Here is a 15,956-nt window from a genome sequence, read left to right as displayed (position 1 = left end):
CAATGCTTTGTTTTTATTGTAATTTTATTGATTCAACTTTTATTGATATACCTAAGCGTATACCAATAAAAGTTATTTGAGCATTTTATGAAGTTAAGTAGATCTATTTTTGCATGGCTCACATCAAGAAAAATCTTTTTACAGAAAACTGTTCACACTGTTCACTATGTGAATTTATGTATCTATTTCAGCAAGATAGGGGGTGAATAGTCAGTGAACAGTGAACACTTTACTGTTCACCTTCACCGGCTATAGCTACAAGCTTTATAGTCTGATATGAGCGAGGAGCGGACGAACTATGAGTTGAACGTCCGCTTTGAGCGAGGAACGGAAGTTCACAAGACGTCATTACATAATGTTTATTGATCAATAGAAGTTGTTTGTGTATTCAGTCAGCAGACAGCTTGAGAAGCTGAAATTTTTTACGTGAAGTGCGTTTTTGATGAAAAATACTTGGTAACTCTTTGAATATAAACAAATAAATATCTTTTTTAAGTGACTGCGCTTTCTGTATCTATCCTCAGTAAAGGAAAAGGTTCTGATGTCTTAAAAAATATGCTATCTTTACACGCAGTATCCATTAAAACCCATTAACGAGTTGAAAAGCACCGATAAGCTAAAGATAGCTAGGTTAAAGCTCTTAATGATGCCGGATGAAAACGAGGGAATTGCCAGCATAATCAGTAGGTTAAATGCATTTTTCGACAGATGATCTCATGGGGAGCGCCTACTTAGCGTGGTTTTTCGTGAAGATCGCGACTGAAATAGTGTGGAACCTCTTGGCTAGCGCTCTTTTTTGAAATTACTACAGGATCGAACGATGGGCACATGGGGATCGCCAATGATTGCGCGAGTTTTCATATGTACCGCACCAGATGTCTGTTGGTTTTTCAGGGGATAGCCAGCAAAAATTCTAATGCTGCGTAAATTTTTTTGTTCTTTGCCGATGTTAGATGGCTACGTTGGGGATCGCCAGCTATGGTGCTGTGTTGGTTTTCGAGTATGCTGCTAAGGTAAAAATTTAATGGATAAACAACATGGGAGCTAAATTTAGCTCCCATATCATTTTTAAGAGATAAAATCATTAGAAAACATATTTACATGGCTTCTATCCCTTATAATAATAGTTTCATCACCGTGGCAATGATGAAACTCAGTGGACAACTTACTATTGTCGTTATCTCCAGCTGAAACATTAAAGTGCTTTCTTGAATCAATTTTACATCCAAATCTATATTTGGCTAAAATATCACAAAGATAGTCATGTCCTTTAGTGTCGTACGACGAATGAATCTCATCGCCCAATGAGAAATGACGGCCTTTATCATCTATATAGTACTTATTTCTATACTCACTTCTTTTTTTCGGCTTTCGCATCATTTTCAAATCAGAAGCCATCTTCTGGAAATCATTATCAGAAACTGTTGAGTTATATCTTATAGCAGCTTCTCTTATGAAATCCTTTAATTTATCCGACGAAAAGTTTTTTATTGGTAATCTGGCCATTTCACCAAGACCACCGTCATTAACTATAGATTTCATCAGATTAAGTTTTTTTACTGCTTTATTTGCTGTGCTGGAAATATAGTTATGAAACTGTTTTTCTTTGATTGAATAAATACCATCGAGCTGGCAAAGAAGAAACGCATTTTTTATACAAGATAGATTGGGAAAAGCAAATTCATCAGACAATATGGCAACATTATCATCATATTCATATTTGATTTTGCTATATATAAACTCAATTAGTGAAGCTGTGTTAGAGTTAGCGTCGGTGACATGGTAAGTAAGAAAATCGCCACCACCTAACTTATCTAGGGAATCCATCAACTTTAAACTATCAACTCTTGATGAAATGAAATCACAGAACTCTCGTCTGCCTGACATTATAATGAACTTAACCATATTAAATCACCTCATCAACTTCGCGATGATTCTTACTGGTATTTGAATTTCATCCAAGTCATGCTGAGGTAGAGAACCTATCGCCTCCAGGAATAGAATTGTGATTTCCCTGTTGGTTAATTCTTCTTTTTCATTGGTTGATGGTTTTTTTGCTGCTGATTCAAATGAAAAATTGCTATCTTTAGGGACCACAACAATTCTTGCTTTCGCTACAGGATGCGTCATTAATTTTACGTTTAATGAATCTTGTTTATTTGACAGCCATGCCTTTAGTGATTTGTTACCTATAGCCGACTTCATATCTCCATATTCTCTAAAATCAGTTACTGCATTACTTAAAAGATATGGAGAGCCGTTTCCTTCCCAAGCTTGAAGAGCCTTATCCTGAATGAAACGACAAACACCATTTTCATCATTTGTATAACTACTCATATAAACCCCATTTAGACAATGAATATTATATCGGTTGCTACCAATCTGAGAAGTACTAATGGTAGCCCTCTCTAATACTACATAAATCTACTATTGTATGCACCACTAATAGCGCTCAGGACGTTTTGAGTACTATGACGATGAAAACCAGCGTGCTCAGCGAAGGGGCATATCAGTAATCGCGCAGAAGTAGAGCACGGTATAGAAAGATTATCTCTCCAGTAATGAGCTCTAGGGTTACTGCAGGAACTGTTAAATTTCTATTGTCCATGAGCATGGTAACAATGTCTTTTAGCCTGTTACTTGTTTCATATGCTGAATAGATCTTGAGGGTAAAAAAGTTTTTTCTAGAAAAACTGTTCACACTGTTCAATCGTGCTTTTTATTCATTAAAAACAGTGTGTTAAGTTGTGAATACCCGGTGAACAGTGAACAGTACACTGTTCACATGGCGGGGGCGGAAGATAAAAAAAGACCGGCGGCTGCCGGTCTGAGTGGATTATGTTGCGGCGGGGTTGTCGCATTTCGGTAGCCAGTCGCCGTTGCTTTCCTCCCTGAGTGCGAGGTTGGTCTGCATGCCCTGATTCGTCCGGCGCTTGTCATAATGCATGCCGTACTCTTTCAGCATGGCTGACAGCCCCTTCCCGAACATCGTCAGGCTGAGGGTGTTTTTATACCCGTGAGCCTCCATATACACCAGATAGGCGTGATACAGATAGAGTCGCGGCTGACGCGGGACAATGTTGGCATTCCCCATATACATCCCGTCAGCGTCAGGCAGCGCCTCCAGATAGCCACAGAAATCAAAGGCCGGGTCAGCGTCACGTTTGATGCTGAGTGCCTCGTCGGAGTTCTGCTGCGACTGGAGCAGCGTGCGGGCGCTCATCGGGTTGCTGAACTGCTGCATAAGCTGGCGCACAATCACGGCCAGCTCGCGGGCTATTTTGTCCTTAAGCTGCGGGTCGCGCTCGGCCGGGGCTATCTGCTCCGGGAAGTGAATAATCACCCGGCGACGGGACACGCCGCCGCTGCGGTCGGTGAAGCGCATCGGGTTATTGTTCACAGCCAGAATCACCGCCGGGATATGCGCCGAGTAGGCGTCGCGGTATTTCGGGTCAACCGAGACGGCATCGCCGCCGGTGATGGCTTTTAATCCGGCCCCGTCACCGCTCCATTTCTCCTGGTCAGGCAGACGTATCAGCGAGAAGCCGATAAGGGCCGCCCGCTCGCGGGGCGACTCCAGCGTCTCGATACTCGCGGAAGTAGCGTTATCTTCTCCGGCGAGCATGGTCGCAATTTCGGCCAGAATACTTTTCCCGCTGCCGCCGGGGCCGGTGACTTCGAGAAAGAGCTGCCAGTCGTAGCGGTTTGCCAGCACCATAAAAAGCGCGGCGAGTATCACATCACGTTTGTCCTGACGGCCACCGGCGGCACGGTCAAGCCAGCGCCAGAAATACGGGGCGTGGGTTTCCAGCGTCTCCCCCTCCACCGGCGGGGTAAAATCGACATCACAGAGCGTGCGCAGCCAGTGCGATTTACAGTGCGGGGCGAATATACCGCTTTGGGTATCGAGCACGCCGTTGCGAAAGCCAATCAGCCGCCGCGCCGGGGCGGCCTGCTGCGGAATTATCAGTTTCAGGGTGTCGACCAGTGAGGCAATTTTCCCGGACGAGAACGGGGCGCGCAGGCGCTGGAACAGTCCGGCCACGTCGCGGGCAAAGTCCGACGGCGGAATGATTTTCCAGATACCGTGTTCGTACCGGGAGAGAAGCTGGCCGTTTGCATCCACGGCCAGCGCTTCGCCGTAATGCTCATGTACCCGCATGGCCTTTTCACTGGTGCTCATGGCGGTAAATTCTGCCTCGCTCATGGTCGTGAAAGGGCTGTCAGCCGGGGGCCGGATGGCGTCATAAATCGCCCGGCGCGTGGCGTCCTCGCCCTGCTGCATAAACGCATCATTCCAGTCGCCGAATACCGGCGGCAGGGCCACAGTCCCTTCGCAGGCTTCTGCGGCCGACACAGCTTTAGTCTGCCCGTCGCCGCTGAGGTCGCGGTCGGCGGCGAGGATAATCTGACAGGCCGGATGCTTTTGCCGGACAAGGCTCGCCAGAGAAAGAAGGTTTACGGACGAGAGTGCCACCATCACGGTTTCCCCGGTCAGGTGATGCACGGTAAGTGCGGTCGCATACCCCTCCGCTATCCACAGGCGTTTTCCGGCCTGTTTCTTCCCTTCAATGACGTGGCAGGCTTCCTTCACCTGTCCGCCTTTCAGGGTGCGTTTCAGGCCGTCTGTGTTGATAAGCTGGAGGTTCACCAGCGTCCCGGCGGCATCATGCAGCGGCACCACCATATCGCCGGGCCGGTACGCAACGCCCCCGGTTTTGTGCGGGGCGGTCAGCATCAGGCACTCACGGGCGGGAAAGCCCTTGCGGGTGAGGTAGTCGTTGCCGGTGCCGGTGCGGGCTTTTTCCATGAGCGAGGCGGCAAGCGTTGCAGCGGCTTTCCGGCTGGCCGCCGTTTCAGCCTGTTCCGCTTCGCTCAGGGTTTGCGCTGCCACCGGCGGCAGGCTGCCGGTCAGGGCGCTGACTTTTCCGGCCGCCTCTGAGGCTGAGACGCCGAAGACTTTTTCGACCAGTTTCAGGCCGTCACCCGCGCCGCACTGGTTACAGAACCATGTCCCGCGCCCCTCCCTGTCGTCAAAGCGAAAGCGGTCTGAGCCCCCGCACACCGGGCAGGGCTGATGGCGGTTTTTCACCACCTTCACCCCCAGCGCCGGGAGAATGCGCGGCCAGTGGCCGCACGCCTGTTTCACGGTTTCCGTTACGTTCATTTTCATGGTGTTTCCCTCAGTGCAGGACAGGCGATGTGATGTGGCGGGTGCAGAGTTCATCCATCACGGCGAGGCCGAGAAAGGTCAGCGCCGGGGCGGTCTTAAGCGGCCCGGCCTGCATTAAATCTTCCAGCAGCGCGCAGGCAATCAGGCGGCCTTTCTCCTCCCCGTGCCGGCGCAGGTAGAAGCCCTCAAGCTGTGCGGCGATGGCATTCTCCACCGTCTCAAGGGTCAGGTGCGGATAGCGGTGCTGGCGCTCGCACGCATTCAGCCAGGCGCAGGCCACGGCACGGCGGTAAAGGGCGATGCGCAGGACGGGGGTAAGCGTCCGGTTCATGCGTCATCCTCCCCGTTAAGCCACTGGTGACTGCACCGGCCGACCACGCCGTCGAGCTGGGCGGTCATGAGGTAAATCACGGAGGTGAGCTGTAAATGCTGCGCCGGGCTGCGGCGCAGGCTTGTGCAGTCCTGCACCTGCGCCATGTCGGTCACGAGCTGGCCGAGGTTGCGCAGGTGCTCAAGGCATTCGAGGTCTTTCAGGGTGATGGCGGGCTGTTTCATGCGCGCACCTCCATCGGCAGGCGGGCCGCAAGGGACAATACATAGTCACGGACAAGGGTGCGGCGCGCGGCGCGCTCGTCACCGGCAACGGTGCGGAGCATGCAGATACGGGGCTGACGGTCTGCGCGGCGGACGGCGGCAAACACAAAGACAAACTGCGGATGAGACAGGGTGAGGGTCGAAGCCATAGTGGCAACCTCCATTGAGTAGCGGTTATCGCTACCACCGGAGTTCTCACACTCTGGTGGCAGCCCAGACGGGGGTGAGAAACCGGCCTCAATGGATACCGGCCAGCCCGAAGGCTGCCCCGCCTGAGCCACCATTACGCGGATACAGCAACGGCTTAAGAACCGCTGCGTAAACAACAGGTGCACATAGGCATAGACACAAAAAAAGACGCATGGCGCGTCTGGTGTCGCCACTGAGTAACTCGGGTTCTCACGCCCGGCTGCCGATTTTGCGGCAGCGGGAAAACTATACCTGGAAACGGGCGGAAGAAGCAAGCCAGAAAAAGGGGCTTTTTGCTGAGCGGCCATCATCATGCGTCACAGCCCCGGTTGCGGGCGGCGATGCGGCCACTCATCCACGCGGTGATTTCAGAGTGCAGCCACGCCACGTTTTTCCCGCCGAGGGAAACCTGCTGCGGAAAGGCGCTGCGGCTGATGAGGTCGTACACCGTGGAGCGTGACAGGCCGCAGAGGTGCATCACCTCGGGCAGGCGCAGAAAGCGCTCCTGAGCGGCGTCAGATACCGGCATCAGCGGGGCGGCAGGGGCGGAAGACGGGGAAGAAAAAGCGGTGTGCATCGGGCTACCTCATAAAGTCCATACAGTGCCGGTCGTGTCCGTCCGGCCTCGGGTAGCTCTCTATTTTGTGAATATTTTCTCTCAGGGCAACAAGTCTTTTTGTAGCGGCCCACCACACAACAGAGTGAATTTTAGACAGTGGCAAACGCTGGCAATGTTCTGGTATATCGTGACCTTTTTCTGGCACATTCTGGCCCATTCCTATATATCGAAAAACTTATTTTTGTTCGTTTATATATAAATAAAGAGTCTAAATCGTAAAGGTGTCCGGCAAACGAAGGATGAACACTTGTGAACAGTCGGTGAACACTCTTTTCCCAACTGTTCACTGCTTAACTTACTGTATTAGCTATCTTTTTATTTTAAGTGAACAGTAGTGAACAGTTATAAGTAAAAAAACAAACGGTGAAGGGGTATTTGCCTGCACCCTCTCTCTGGCAAGCCGGTTTTTAGGGTCTGTTTGTGTGGGATGTGCCACAACTGCAATGAATCGCCCTGTTGTGCCCGGCACGGCAGAATTGTCTCCACAGAACAGACTGAGGAGAACCACCATGACCGCCAACACTATCCCTGACTACCTGAAACCGGCCTTTGCGCAGCTTGATACCGCCCGCGCCGCCCACCTTGATGAAGCCCGCAGAATGGACGACACCGTCGCGGCCATTGCCCGCACCGCTGAACAGAAAGCCGGGCTGGAGCTGGAGAGCGAAAGTGACACCGCCGCATGGCGCACCGCCTTTCGTGCCGCCGGGGCTGTCCTTTCCGACGAGCTGAAAAACCGCCACCTGATGCGCGTTGCCTCCCGTGAGCTGGCGCAGGAGTGTGACGCCATGACCGAAGTCCTGAATTTTGAGCGGGACAAACTTAAGGCGTCCTGTAACGGCACGGCCAATAAATACCGCCAGGCGCACCGCCACACCCTGACCCTGTATGCCGGGCATGAATTCGATGCAGCACTACGGGATTCGTGCGGGGCGCTGGTCCGGGCGATGAAGCTGAAAATTCTGGCGCGCGGCGGCGTGCTCGAAAGACAGAATGAGATTGCCACAGGCTATGTGGAGCCGGATGAGGAGGTGATGCAGGAGGTGACGGCATGGCTTAAGGAGGCAGTTAAAAACTGTCATGTCCGCCTGAACGACGAGCCGGTCCTTTTCCGGGCAGGGCTGTCGGCTGAAACCCTGCCGCACATGAACCACCACACAGGCTCGACATCCGGCAGCCGTCAGAATTTCTTCAGGGAGATGCGCGAGCGTGAGGCTGACCTGAAAGCGCGGGGGCTGATGTCATGATGCACTGCCCCTTCTGCAAAAGTGCAGCCCACACCCGCACCAGTCGCTATCTGTCGGAAACGGTGAAGCAGATTTACTACCAGTGCACGAGCGTTGTCTGCTCGGCCTCGTTCCGGGCGATGGAATCCGTGGACAAAATTATCCAGTCCCCGGCGGAAACCGACCTCGCGGAAGATACGTTTATTGTGACCGAGTCTGACAAAACCCGAAAACAGCGTTTTTACTAATCCCGGAGTGCACCATGACCACCCTGACCCTGAAACAGGCGTATGACGCCTGTGAAACGAACAAATCCGCCTGGCTGGAACATAAAGCAGCGCTGGCCGCCGCTGTACAGGAATACCGCGAACAGACTGCGGCAGGCACTGACCACCCCGACGGGCGTTTGCAGGCGCTGCGTGAGATTATTGACATCAAAAAATGGGAAATTAATGGGGCCGCCGGGCGCTATATCCGCTCGCACGAGGCGGTGCAGCATATCAGTATCCGCGACCGGCTGGATGAATTCATGCAGCAGCACGGCGACACGCTGGCGTCCATTTTCGCCCCCGAACTGATGGCCGTGGCGGGACAGACCGGCACCGTAAAGGACCGTGCCGTCGACCGGTCAGTGATTTATCTGCGTGAGGCACTTTCTCTCTGGCTTGCGGGCGGAAAAAAACCGGCTTACTGCGAACAGGATGCAGCAATTTTAATGGCCATCGGACTGAGGCCCGACGCGGCCTCGCGAACTGACAGTCAGGAACGATACACCCCGGCGCAGCACATGATTTATGCCCGCCGCCGGGCTGAATTAACTGCACAGTAGCCCGTCAGAAAATACCTGAAAATCCCGCCATTTTTGCCGAAAAAAGTCATGCATTCACAGGGTGCATGATTTTGCATGCAAATACCCGTATTTTTCATCTTCCGCCACGCCAGCCCCGGCGCGGCCTGCGCCGTTTCATGCACCTGCATTTAAAACGCCCCCTCAGGCGGGCAGGCGTGGCGGGGAGAGCATTGCGCGCCAAGCGAGATATAATTAATAAAGAAGGATAGAATTAACCATATAGCCAAAAAAAGGATACGTGTGATGAAGGCGAGTGATATGCAGCATTTATGTAATATAGCCAGAGAACTTGTTTCTGATGGTAATTTTGAAAAGGCGTATGAATTCACGTTGCAGATTTATAAATCCCTTGACGAAAATACCTTTGGGAATAATTATTATATACTTCTTTATAATATGGCCGCGAATTTTGTTGATATAGGAGGGATGCAACCGAATAGAGAGGCTTCTCTGCTAGGTTATAACTTAATGAATGAGCATTTTGGCTCTTTTTCTAAAATCATGGATGAATCTACGCTCTATTATAACCTTGCAAATGCAAAGTCAAACTTGGTTGATAAGGGTGGTGTTTTTGAACAAACGTTCACAACAATTGAGGATATGGTGGACGTAAAAAATTTATACTGGAAGGCATTTAAATTACTTGGTGATGATAATACTATATATAGCAAAGAGTTGAAGGTTAATTTAGCAAACTCACTCAAGCGACAGTTTAGAGTTGTAGAGTCTATTTCATATTATGATGCTGTTATTTCTTCTGGGGAAGATATACCGCAAGCATGGATTAATAGGTCTGAAGCCTTAATGCAACTGCTGCAACTCTCTGGTTCTCATACTATAAAGCATATAAGAGAGATTAGACTTGGATATATGAAGGCAATTGAATCAACAGAGGTGCCTCCACCATGGAAACCATTCTATCAATCACGTGCTGAAAAACTCACGAAAGATATAATTGAGATGTCGGAAAAGCCATTTTCTGAAAAGGAAGATGAGCTTGATGAAAAACAGACGCTAGAAGAATACAGCAAACTTAATAATTATCAAAAGTTCGTTTTAGATAACCACTTTGTTCTTTCTGAGCATGGAGTTTATTGTCCTTGCGTAGTTGGAGCTAAAGATAACCTAACAATATTACCAACGCATAATGGCGTTTCTGGTGATTTTATTATTCCCATGGAAATGGTTTTGAATAGGCTAAAGTCTGAGTATGCATTGGCAAGACGTTCGTTATTCGAGTATGAGTGTATGGCGGAGGTGGATGATGTGGCCTGTTACTCAGAACTGCATAACGACGAAGTTTTAAATGCTGGTATCGAGAAGATCAGAAATGCATTTCGTATATGCTTTGGTGTATTAGATAAAATAGCCATTGCAATATGTGAACTGTACGATGTTTATCCAGCCAATAAAATAGTGTACTTTGAAAATTTTTGGCAATTAAACCAAAATGGGCGAAGGGATAAGTTTGAAGAAATAAAAAATCCAGCATTATTGGCTTTATATAGCCTTGCTACTGACCTAAATGATAGAAAGAGTGGTGAGTTATCCTTTTATAAAGATTGGAGAAATGATTTAGAACATAATATAGTAATTGTTCATAAAAGTACAAAGCCATTAGATCTGTATAATTCTTATGATTACATATCTAATATTAGACTGATATCTGAAGCCGATTTCGCTCGTCATTTTAAGGTTTTATTACAAATAGTACGATCTGCAATTTTTCTTTTTACTTTTATGGTGCGAATTGAAGGGAGGAAAAAAAGTGCGGATTCATTATTGATATCAAATAAACTAGATTGGAAAATATGATTTCATTGCGCTGTGGGAATAAATACAGCGCAAATCTTTTTAATTATTTACTTTGCCTCCCCACCAATCCATAAGCTCAACTCTTTGAACTAAGTAAGTTGAACGGTTATAAGCTTTTCGTACTTCATTTTTGTCTGAATGTGCTAAAGCCGCCTCTATAACATCAGGATTAAATCCGGATTCATTGAGTGCAGTACTTGCGATAGATCGTAATCCGTGAGCAACTAATTTCCCGCCATAACCAATGCGTTTAAGCGCGGCGTTAGCAGTCTGGCTATTCATTGGTTGTTTAGGGTCATTTCTGCTCGGAAAAACATGTTCACGATGAGCACTGATTGGTTTCATCACTTCCAGAATCTCTAATGCTTGTGGAGATAGAGGCACTATATGCTCACGTTTCGCCTTCATTCGCTCTGCTGGAATTGTCCAGAGCTTCGCATTGAGATCGATCTCTGCCCACCGAGCACCTGAGGCCTCAGACGGGCGCACAAGGGTCAGGAGTTGCCATTCAATGAGACAGCGAGTCGGAACAGACAGATTTGACATAACTAAAGAACGCATCAGCTTCGGTAATTCTTCTGGCCGCAGCGTCGGCATGTTTTGTTTTTTGGGCTTCTCAAAGGCCATCCCAATACCCGATGCTGGATTAGCATCAATCAGGCCAGTGTTTACGGCATAAATCATTATCTCGTTAATGCGCTGCACCAATCGACGTACAGTCTCAAGTGCTCCACGAGCTTTGATTGGCTCAAGAGCTTCAACCAGTGTCCGGGCTTTGATTTGCTGAACAGGGATCTCACCTATAGCAGGGAATACATCTTTCTCCAGTGAGCGCCAAATGTCTTTTGCGTAATCAGGAGTAACGCTTTTGCTTTTGAGCTGGAACCAGTTAGCGGCGACCGTTGAAAAAATACTGTCCAGCGCGATTTGCTGCTGTTCCTCAGCAACTTCGGCCTGAATTTGTGGATCGATTCCGTTGGCTAATAAGGCAAGGTAATCCGCTCTTAACCCTCGGGCATCAGCAAGCGAAAGAGCAGGGAAGGCACCGAGCCCCATCATTGTTCGTTGCTTTGTTGCCGGACGTTGATAACGAAAACGCCAGAGTTTTTTCCCGCTGGTTTTCACTATCAGGAAAAGCCCATCGCCATCATGCAGCGTTAGATCCTTCTCTAACGCTTTTGCGCGCAGAACTTCGGTGTTTGTCAGGGGGCGTGTTGTCCGTGCCACTGTGGCCGCTCCTTCATGAATTGGTATACGCTTTTAGGTATACATCCTACCGTATACCTAAGCGTATACCAATAATCACCGGATTTATCCGGATGTTCTCGGACAACGACAGACACAAAAAAGCCCGCAAGGCTTGTGCCATGCGGGCTTCCTGTACTTCACCGGACGTATCCGGATCATTATTTGGTGGAGCTGGCGGGAGTTGAACCCGCGTCCGAAATTCCTACATCCTCGGCACTACATGCTTAGTCAGTCTTTACATTCGCTTGCCAGCTGCGGACAGACACGCCACTAACAAACTAGCCTGATTAGATTTAACGCTTCAACCCCAGGCAGGGCATCCACGCGATCTCTTTTGGGTTTGACCTCTCTTTGATCCCCGTCTTAAGAGCGGAAGCTAGGGAGAGAGGGCTCAGAGCAGGTTATTAAGCTGCTAAAGCGTAGTTTTCGTCGTTTGCGACTATTTTTTGCGGCTTTTTACGAGGCCAACCGCCCCTCGGCATGCACCTTGGGTTTCGCAAATCCCGTCGAATCCAGAATCAGCCCCAATGTGTAGGTCAAGTATAACAGATTTGTGAATGTCGTTACCAGCCCCATAACGCAGGATTCTTTCAGCAGGGGTGGACGAAAAAGCAGCATCAACAAGGATATAGCGTAAGGGCCAGCGAGAGCTGGCCCTCAGGGGAGGGGGTTAGCGTCCGGCGTGCTTCATAATACGCGCCTTATCCAGCGCCCATTCACGATCTTTCAGATCGGTACGCTTGTCATGCTGTTTCTTACCTTTGGCGACGCCGATTTTCACTTTGCACCAGGCATTCTTCCAGTACAGCGACAGGGCGACAACGGTGTAACCTTCGCGGTTAATGCGGCCGTACAGCGTATCGAGTTCGCGCTGGTTGAGCAGCAGCTTACGGGTGCGCGTCGGGTCGCAGACATAGTGGGTGGAAGCCACGGCCATGGGCGTAAAGTTGGCGCCGAACAGGAAGGCTTCGCCATCCTTCAGGATGACATAGCTATCGCCGATGTTGGCTTTGCCTGCACGCAGGGATTTGACTTCCCAACCCTGCAGGGCGAGACCAGCCTCGTATTCATCTTCGATAAAGTATTCGTGACGGGCGCGTTTATTCAGCGCAATGGTGGCTGATCCAGGTTTGTGGGCTTTTTTCTTAGTCATAATGTCCTGAAGTCATCGTCTTATACACAGTTACCTCGATCGCATCCTGCGAGGTGTACTGCGCATCTTAGCACGAGTTGCGGCACAGCGTTTTTTTTAGCAGCAGATAAATGATATTATTTGCACTGTGTTTAAATGTGGAACCTGCTATGCCTCAGATTAGCCGTACTGCGCTGGTGCCTTTCAGCGCGGAACAGATGTATCAACTGGTAAACGATGTGAAGTCCTATCCTGATTTTCTGCCAGGCTGCACCGGTAGCCGCGTGCTGGAATTCGGGCCGACGCAAATGACGGCGGCGGTTGATGTGTCCAAAGCCGGCATCAGTAAGACCTTCACGACCCGGAATACACTGACCAGCAACCAGAGCATTTTGATGAGCCTGGTGGATGGCCCGTTCAAGAAGCTGATTGGCGGCTGGAAGTTTATTCCGCTGAGCCCCGAGGCGTGCAAAATCGAGTTCCATCTCGATTTTGAGTTTACCAATAAGCTGATTGAGATGGCCTTTGGCCGGGTCTTTAAGGAACTGGCCGCCAACATGGTGCAGGCGTTCACCTCGCGCGCCAAAGAGGTCTACAGTGCCAGCTAATATTCGTGTTGAGGTCGCTTACGCGCTGCCTGAAAAGCAGTACCTGCAGCGGGTCACCCTGGACGAGGGGGCGACGGTCGAGCAGGCGATTGTCGCCAGCGGCCTGCTGGCGCTGCGTGATGACATCGATCTGGCGAAAAACAAGGTGGGTATTTACAGTCGTCCGGTTAAGCTGCACGACGAAGTCCATGACGGCGACCGGGTGGAAATCTATCGCCCGCTGATCGCAGATCCGAAAGAGCTGCGTCGCCAGCGGGCGGAGAAAAACGCCGCGAAGTAAACCGCAGCAGCAGACCCGCTATCGGCCATAAAAAAAGCGCTCATTGAGCGCTTTTTTGCTTTTCCGGGTCTTACTGACTGGTCAGCGCGGGCTTGTTATCAATGTTGGTTAACACGCCGCCATTGTTGAAGGTCAGGGTCAGGGTCTGCTGAGTCACTTTCTCGTGGCCCGGCTCCTGACGGAATACATAGAACCAGGTGTTGGTGCCGAACGGATCCGACATCATTGGCGTTCCGAGAGCATAAGCAACCTGCTGTTGCGTCATACCGACACGAATTTTTGCTACATCGTTAGGTGCCAGATAGTTACCCTGGTTGATGTCAGGACGGTAAACCACTCGTTCCAGAGTGGAACAGCCTGCGGTCAACATAAGAAGAACCGCTGCGGCAGCAGTCAGCGTTTTACAGCGCATAGTGATTTGATTCCTTTTTGGGCCCGAGCAGTACGTGGCTCATCTGTAATATGCCGATAATAATAGACCTTCGCGCCGATGGAAACCTCCGGCTGCGGTCAGCAGGCAATTTGCTGTTCACTATGACCCTGTGAAAATCAAAAAGTTTACGCCGCAAGCAACTCTTTCGCGTTCGCCAGGGTGTTGCGCGTGACCTCGCTGCCGCCCAGCAGGCGAGCCAGCTCCTGCAGACGAGCACGCTTATCCAGCGGCTGCATATGGGTTTCGGTCATCTCGCCATCGGTCTCTTTGCAGACAAAGAAATGATGGTGGCCGCAGCCTGCGACCTGCGGCAGGTGGGTAACGCACATCACCTGCGTGGACTCGCCCAGCTGGCGCAGCAGCTTGCCGACCACCGCCGCGGTCGGGCCGCTGATGCCGACGTCCACTTCGTCGAAGATCAGCGCCGGGGTTTCCATTTTACGCGCGGTGATCACCTGAATCGCCAGCGCAATACGCGACAATTCACCGCCAGAGGCCACTTTCGCGATCGGCTGCAGCGGCTGACCCGGGTTAGTGGTGACGCGGAACTCAATATGATCGGCGCCGTCGGCGGTGAGATGGCGTTCATCAAAAGCGACCTCAATCGCGAAGACCCCGTGCGGCATCGAAAGTGAGTGCATACTCTCGGTGATAAGCTGGGTTAGCTCGTCGGCGCTGGCCTGGCGCAGGGCGTGCAGTTGGCGCGCGGTCTTCAGCGCCAGCTGATGATGTTCGACCACCTGCTGGCTGAGGGATTCCAGCGAGCCGGCGCTGTCGTCCAGCAGGCGCTGCTCTTCGAGCATCGCCTGATAAACCGCCGGCAGCTCTTCCGGCATCACCTGGTGTTTACGCGCCAGCGCGATTTGCCGGGAAATCCGCTGCTCAAGTTCGAACAGACGATTAGGATCGAGGTCCAGACGGTCGTGATAGTGGCGCAGCTCATCGCTGGCCTCGCTGAGCTGAATGGCCGCCTCTTCCAGCATATCCAGCACGCCGGAAAGCTTGCTGTCCATACCCACCAGCTCGCTGACCAGCTGCTTCGCGGTATAAAGCTGGCTCTGCAGGTTGGCCTCTTCGCCGTCCGCCAGTACCGTCAGGGCGTGCTGACAGGTGCTGAGCAGCTGACCGCTGTTGGCCAGGCGTTTGTACTCTTCGTCAATCTGCTCAAACTCTCCCGCCAGCGGGTTAAATTCGTTCAGCTCTTTAAGCTGGTACTGCAGCAGATCGGCGCGGGCGGCGCGCTCCTGGCTCTGCTGCTGATGCTGGGCCAGCTCGCGGCAGCTCTGGTGCCACTGGCGATAGTGCTCTGCCATGCGCTGAGTGAGCGCATACTCACCGGTATAGCCGTCGAGCAGCGTTTTCTGGTGTTCGGGTTTGGTCAACAGCTGGTGCGCATGCTGGCCGTGGATCTGGATCAGCAGCTGGCCCAGCTCGCGCAGCTGCGAGAGCGGGACGGCGGTGCCGTTGATGAAGCCGCGCGAGCGGCCGTCGGCGCTGATCACCCGGCGAAGTAAACACTCACGCCCGCTCTCCAGCTGGTTCTCTTCCAGCCAGCGCTGGGCGGCCGGGGTATCTTTCAGCGCGAAGCGCGCGCACAGGTCGGCACGGGTGGCGCCGCGACGCACCATGTCGGCTTCCGCTCTGCCGCCGAGGCACAGCCCCAGCGCGTCGATGGCAATGGATTTCCCGGCGCCGGTTTCCCCGGTGATGGCGGTCATGCCGCTGTGGAAATCAATTTCCAGTTCACGAACGATAGCAAAATTACTGATGGTGAGTTGCGCCAACATAG

Annotated in this window: 17 protein-coding genes, 1 other RNA gene and 1 pseudogene; 6 read left to right on the top strand and 13 right to left on the bottom strand. The window is 51.2% G+C overall.

Annotation, left to right across the window (positions count from 1 at the left end):
* Positions 1 to 1,068 precede the first annotated feature (1,068 nt).
* The 8 genes and pseudogenes from QLG03_RS10555 to QLG03_RS10520 form a co-directional block, all read right to left on the bottom strand.
* Positions 1,069 to 1,905, bottom strand: a complete 837-nt coding sequence (locus QLG03_RS10555; RefSeq protein ID WP_282473635.1) for a hypothetical protein — start codon at positions 1,903 to 1,905, stop codon at positions 1,069 to 1,071.
* A 6-nt stretch (positions 1,906 to 1,911) separates the two neighbouring features.
* Positions 1,912 to 2,337 carry a hypothetical protein gene (locus tag QLG03_RS10550; RefSeq protein WP_282473634.1) on the bottom strand — a complete coding sequence of 142 codons (426 nt, stop codon included), beginning with the start codon at positions 2,335 to 2,337 and terminating at the stop codon, positions 1,912 to 1,914.
* A 499-nt stretch (positions 2,338 to 2,836) separates the two neighbouring features.
* On the bottom strand, positions 2,837 to 5,173 hold the full coding sequence (locus QLG03_RS10545; protein WP_282473633.1) for a primase-helicase zinc-binding domain-containing protein: 2,337 nt from the start codon (positions 5,171 to 5,173) through the stop codon (positions 2,837 to 2,839).
* 10 nt (positions 5,174 to 5,183) lie between these two features.
* Positions 5,184 to 5,504 carry a DUF5375 domain-containing protein gene (locus tag QLG03_RS10540; protein ID WP_282473632.1) on the bottom strand — a complete coding sequence of 107 codons (321 nt, stop codon included), beginning with the start codon at positions 5,502 to 5,504 and terminating at the stop codon, positions 5,184 to 5,186.
* The gene (locus QLG03_RS10535) at positions 5,501 to 5,728 is read right to left on the bottom strand and encodes a hypothetical protein (RefSeq protein ID WP_282473631.1); all 228 of its coding nucleotides are present in this window, start codon (positions 5,726 to 5,728) and stop codon (positions 5,501 to 5,503) included. Before QLG03_RS10535 ends, QLG03_RS10540 begins: the two co-directional genes overlap by 4 nt.
* Complete coding sequence (locus QLG03_RS10530; protein ID WP_282473638.1) at positions 5,725 to 5,916, bottom strand: host cell division inhibitor Icd-like protein; 192 nt, start codon at positions 5,914 to 5,916, stop codon at positions 5,725 to 5,727. Before QLG03_RS10530 ends, QLG03_RS10535 begins: the two co-directional genes overlap by 4 nt.
* 24 nt (positions 5,917 to 5,940) lie before the next feature.
* Positions 5,941 to 6,264, bottom strand: a pseudogene (locus tag QLG03_RS10525) (ash family protein); the annotation flags it as partial.
* Between the two features lie 2 nt (positions 6,265 to 6,266).
* Positions 6,267 to 6,533 carry an AlpA family transcriptional regulator gene (locus tag QLG03_RS10520; protein ID WP_282473630.1) on the bottom strand — a complete coding sequence of 89 codons (267 nt, stop codon included), beginning with the start codon at positions 6,531 to 6,533 and terminating at the stop codon, positions 6,267 to 6,269.
* Positions 6,534 to 7,084: 551 nt separating this feature from the next.
* Here QLG03_RS10520 and QLG03_RS10515 point away from each other — a divergent pair.
* From QLG03_RS10515 to QLG03_RS10500, 4 genes are all read left to right on the top strand, one after another.
* Complete coding sequence (locus tag QLG03_RS10515; protein ID WP_282473629.1) at positions 7,085 to 7,822, top strand: glycoprotein 3; 738 nt, start codon at positions 7,085 to 7,087, stop codon at positions 7,820 to 7,822.
* Complete coding sequence (locus QLG03_RS10510; protein ID WP_282473628.1) at positions 7,819 to 8,049, top strand: ogr/Delta-like zinc finger family protein; 231 nt, start codon at positions 7,819 to 7,821, stop codon at positions 8,047 to 8,049. Before QLG03_RS10515 ends, QLG03_RS10510 begins: the two co-directional genes overlap by 4 nt.
* A gap of 14 nt (positions 8,050 to 8,063) precedes the next feature.
* On the top strand, positions 8,064 to 8,630 hold the full coding sequence (locus QLG03_RS10505) for a phage polarity suppression protein (RefSeq protein ID WP_282473627.1): 567 nt from the start codon (positions 8,064 to 8,066) through the stop codon (positions 8,628 to 8,630).
* 264 nt (positions 8,631 to 8,894) lie between these two features.
* On the top strand, positions 8,895 to 10,466 hold the full coding sequence (locus QLG03_RS10500) for an LA2681 family HEPN domain-containing protein (protein WP_282473626.1): 1,572 nt from the start codon (positions 8,895 to 8,897) through the stop codon (positions 10,464 to 10,466).
* Between the two features lie 39 nt (positions 10,467 to 10,505).
* On the opposite strand, the gene QLG03_RS10495 is transcribed toward QLG03_RS10500, so the two are convergent.
* From QLG03_RS10495 to smpB, 3 genes are all read right to left on the bottom strand, one after another.
* Complete coding sequence (locus QLG03_RS10495) at positions 10,506 to 11,693, bottom strand: integrase domain-containing protein (protein WP_282473625.1); 1,188 nt, start codon at positions 11,691 to 11,693, stop codon at positions 10,506 to 10,508.
* Positions 11,694 to 11,877: 184 nt separating this feature from the next.
* Positions 11,878 to 12,240, bottom strand: a transfer-messenger RNA (tmRNA) gene (ssrA, locus tag QLG03_RS10490).
* Between the two features lie 144 nt (positions 12,241 to 12,384).
* Positions 12,385 to 12,867 carry an SsrA-binding protein SmpB gene (smpB, locus tag QLG03_RS10485; RefSeq protein ID WP_002914164.1) on the bottom strand — a complete coding sequence of 161 codons (483 nt, stop codon included), beginning with the start codon at positions 12,865 to 12,867 and terminating at the stop codon, positions 12,385 to 12,387.
* A 149-nt stretch (positions 12,868 to 13,016) separates the two neighbouring features.
* Here smpB and QLG03_RS10480 point away from each other — a divergent pair, with 149 nt between their 5' ends.
* The gene (locus QLG03_RS10480) at positions 13,017 to 13,454 is read left to right on the top strand and encodes a type II toxin-antitoxin system RatA family toxin (RefSeq protein WP_008806099.1); all 438 of its coding nucleotides are present in this window, start codon (positions 13,017 to 13,019) and stop codon (positions 13,452 to 13,454) included.
* Positions 13,444 to 13,734: an RnfH family protein gene (locus QLG03_RS10475; protein WP_072413471.1), complete on the top strand. Its 291-nt coding sequence runs from the start codon at positions 13,444 to 13,446 to the stop codon at positions 13,732 to 13,734. Before QLG03_RS10480 ends, QLG03_RS10475 begins: the two co-directional genes overlap by 11 nt.
* A 70-nt stretch (positions 13,735 to 13,804) precedes the next feature.
* Here QLG03_RS10475 and bamE read toward each other — a convergent pair whose 3' ends face one another.
* Complete coding sequence (bamE, locus tag QLG03_RS10470) at positions 13,805 to 14,146, bottom strand: outer membrane protein assembly factor BamE (RefSeq protein WP_004206850.1); 342 nt, start codon at positions 14,144 to 14,146, stop codon at positions 13,805 to 13,807.
* A gap of 146 nt (positions 14,147 to 14,292) precedes the next feature.
* A complete protein-coding gene (recN, locus tag QLG03_RS10465) occupies positions 14,293 to 15,954 on the bottom strand; it encodes a DNA repair protein RecN (protein ID WP_255988558.1) in 1,662 nt (553 codons plus the stop codon).
* Positions 15,955 to 15,956 lie beyond the last annotated feature (2 nt).

It is taken from the genome of Klebsiella sp. V115_8 (assembly GCF_029967715.1).
Lineage (GTDB): Bacteria > Pseudomonadota > Gammaproteobacteria > Enterobacterales > Enterobacteriaceae > Klebsiella > Klebsiella quasipneumoniae.
The sequence above is the reverse complement of the archived record's forward strand: the minus strand, read 5'-3'. Positions and strand labels throughout refer to the sequence as shown.

Coding starts and splice junctions, on each gene's coding strand:
- QLG03_RS10555 (WP_282473635.1), bottom strand. CDS start 1,905: ATGGTTAAGTTCATTATAATGTCAGGCAGACGAGAGTTCTGTGATTTC.
- QLG03_RS10550 (WP_282473634.1), bottom strand. CDS start 2,337: ATGAGTAGTTATACAAATGATGAAAATGGTGTTTGTCGTTTCATTCAG.
- QLG03_RS10545 (WP_282473633.1), bottom strand. CDS start 5,173: ATGAAAATGAACGTAACGGAAACCGTGAAACAGGCGTGCGGCCACTGG.
- QLG03_RS10540 (WP_282473632.1), bottom strand. CDS start 5,504: ATGAACCGGACGCTTACCCCCGTCCTGCGCATCGCCCTTTACCGCCGT.
- QLG03_RS10535 (WP_282473631.1), bottom strand. CDS start 5,728: ATGAAACAGCCCGCCATCACCCTGAAAGACCTCGAATGCCTTGAGCAC.
- QLG03_RS10530 (WP_282473638.1), bottom strand. CDS start 5,916: ATGGCTTCGACCCTCACCCTGTCTCATCCGCAGTTTGTCTTTGTGTTT.
- QLG03_RS10520 (WP_282473630.1), bottom strand. CDS start 6,533: ATGCACACCGCTTTTTCTTCCCCGTCTTCCGCCCCTGCCGCCCCGCTG.
- QLG03_RS10515 (WP_282473629.1), top strand. CDS start 7,085: ATGACCGCCAACACTATCCCTGACTACCTGAAACCGGCCTTTGCGCAG.
- QLG03_RS10510 (WP_282473628.1), top strand. CDS start 7,819: ATGATGCACTGCCCCTTCTGCAAAAGTGCAGCCCACACCCGCACCAGT.
- QLG03_RS10505 (WP_282473627.1), top strand. CDS start 8,064: ATGACCACCCTGACCCTGAAACAGGCGTATGACGCCTGTGAAACGAAC.
- QLG03_RS10500 (WP_282473626.1), top strand. CDS start 8,895: ATGAAGGCGAGTGATATGCAGCATTTATGTAATATAGCCAGAGAACTT.
- smpB (WP_002914164.1), bottom strand. CDS start 12,867: ATGACTAAGAAAAAAGCCCACAAACCTGGATCAGCCACCATTGCGCTG.
- QLG03_RS10480 (WP_008806099.1), top strand. CDS start 13,017: ATGCCTCAGATTAGCCGTACTGCGCTGGTGCCTTTCAGCGCGGAACAG.
- bamE (WP_004206850.1), bottom strand. CDS start 14,146: ATGCGCTGTAAAACGCTGACTGCTGCCGCAGCGGTTCTTCTTATGTTG.
- recN (WP_255988558.1), bottom strand. CDS start 15,954: ATGTTGGCGCAACTCACCATCAGTAATTTTGCTATCGTTCGTGAACTG.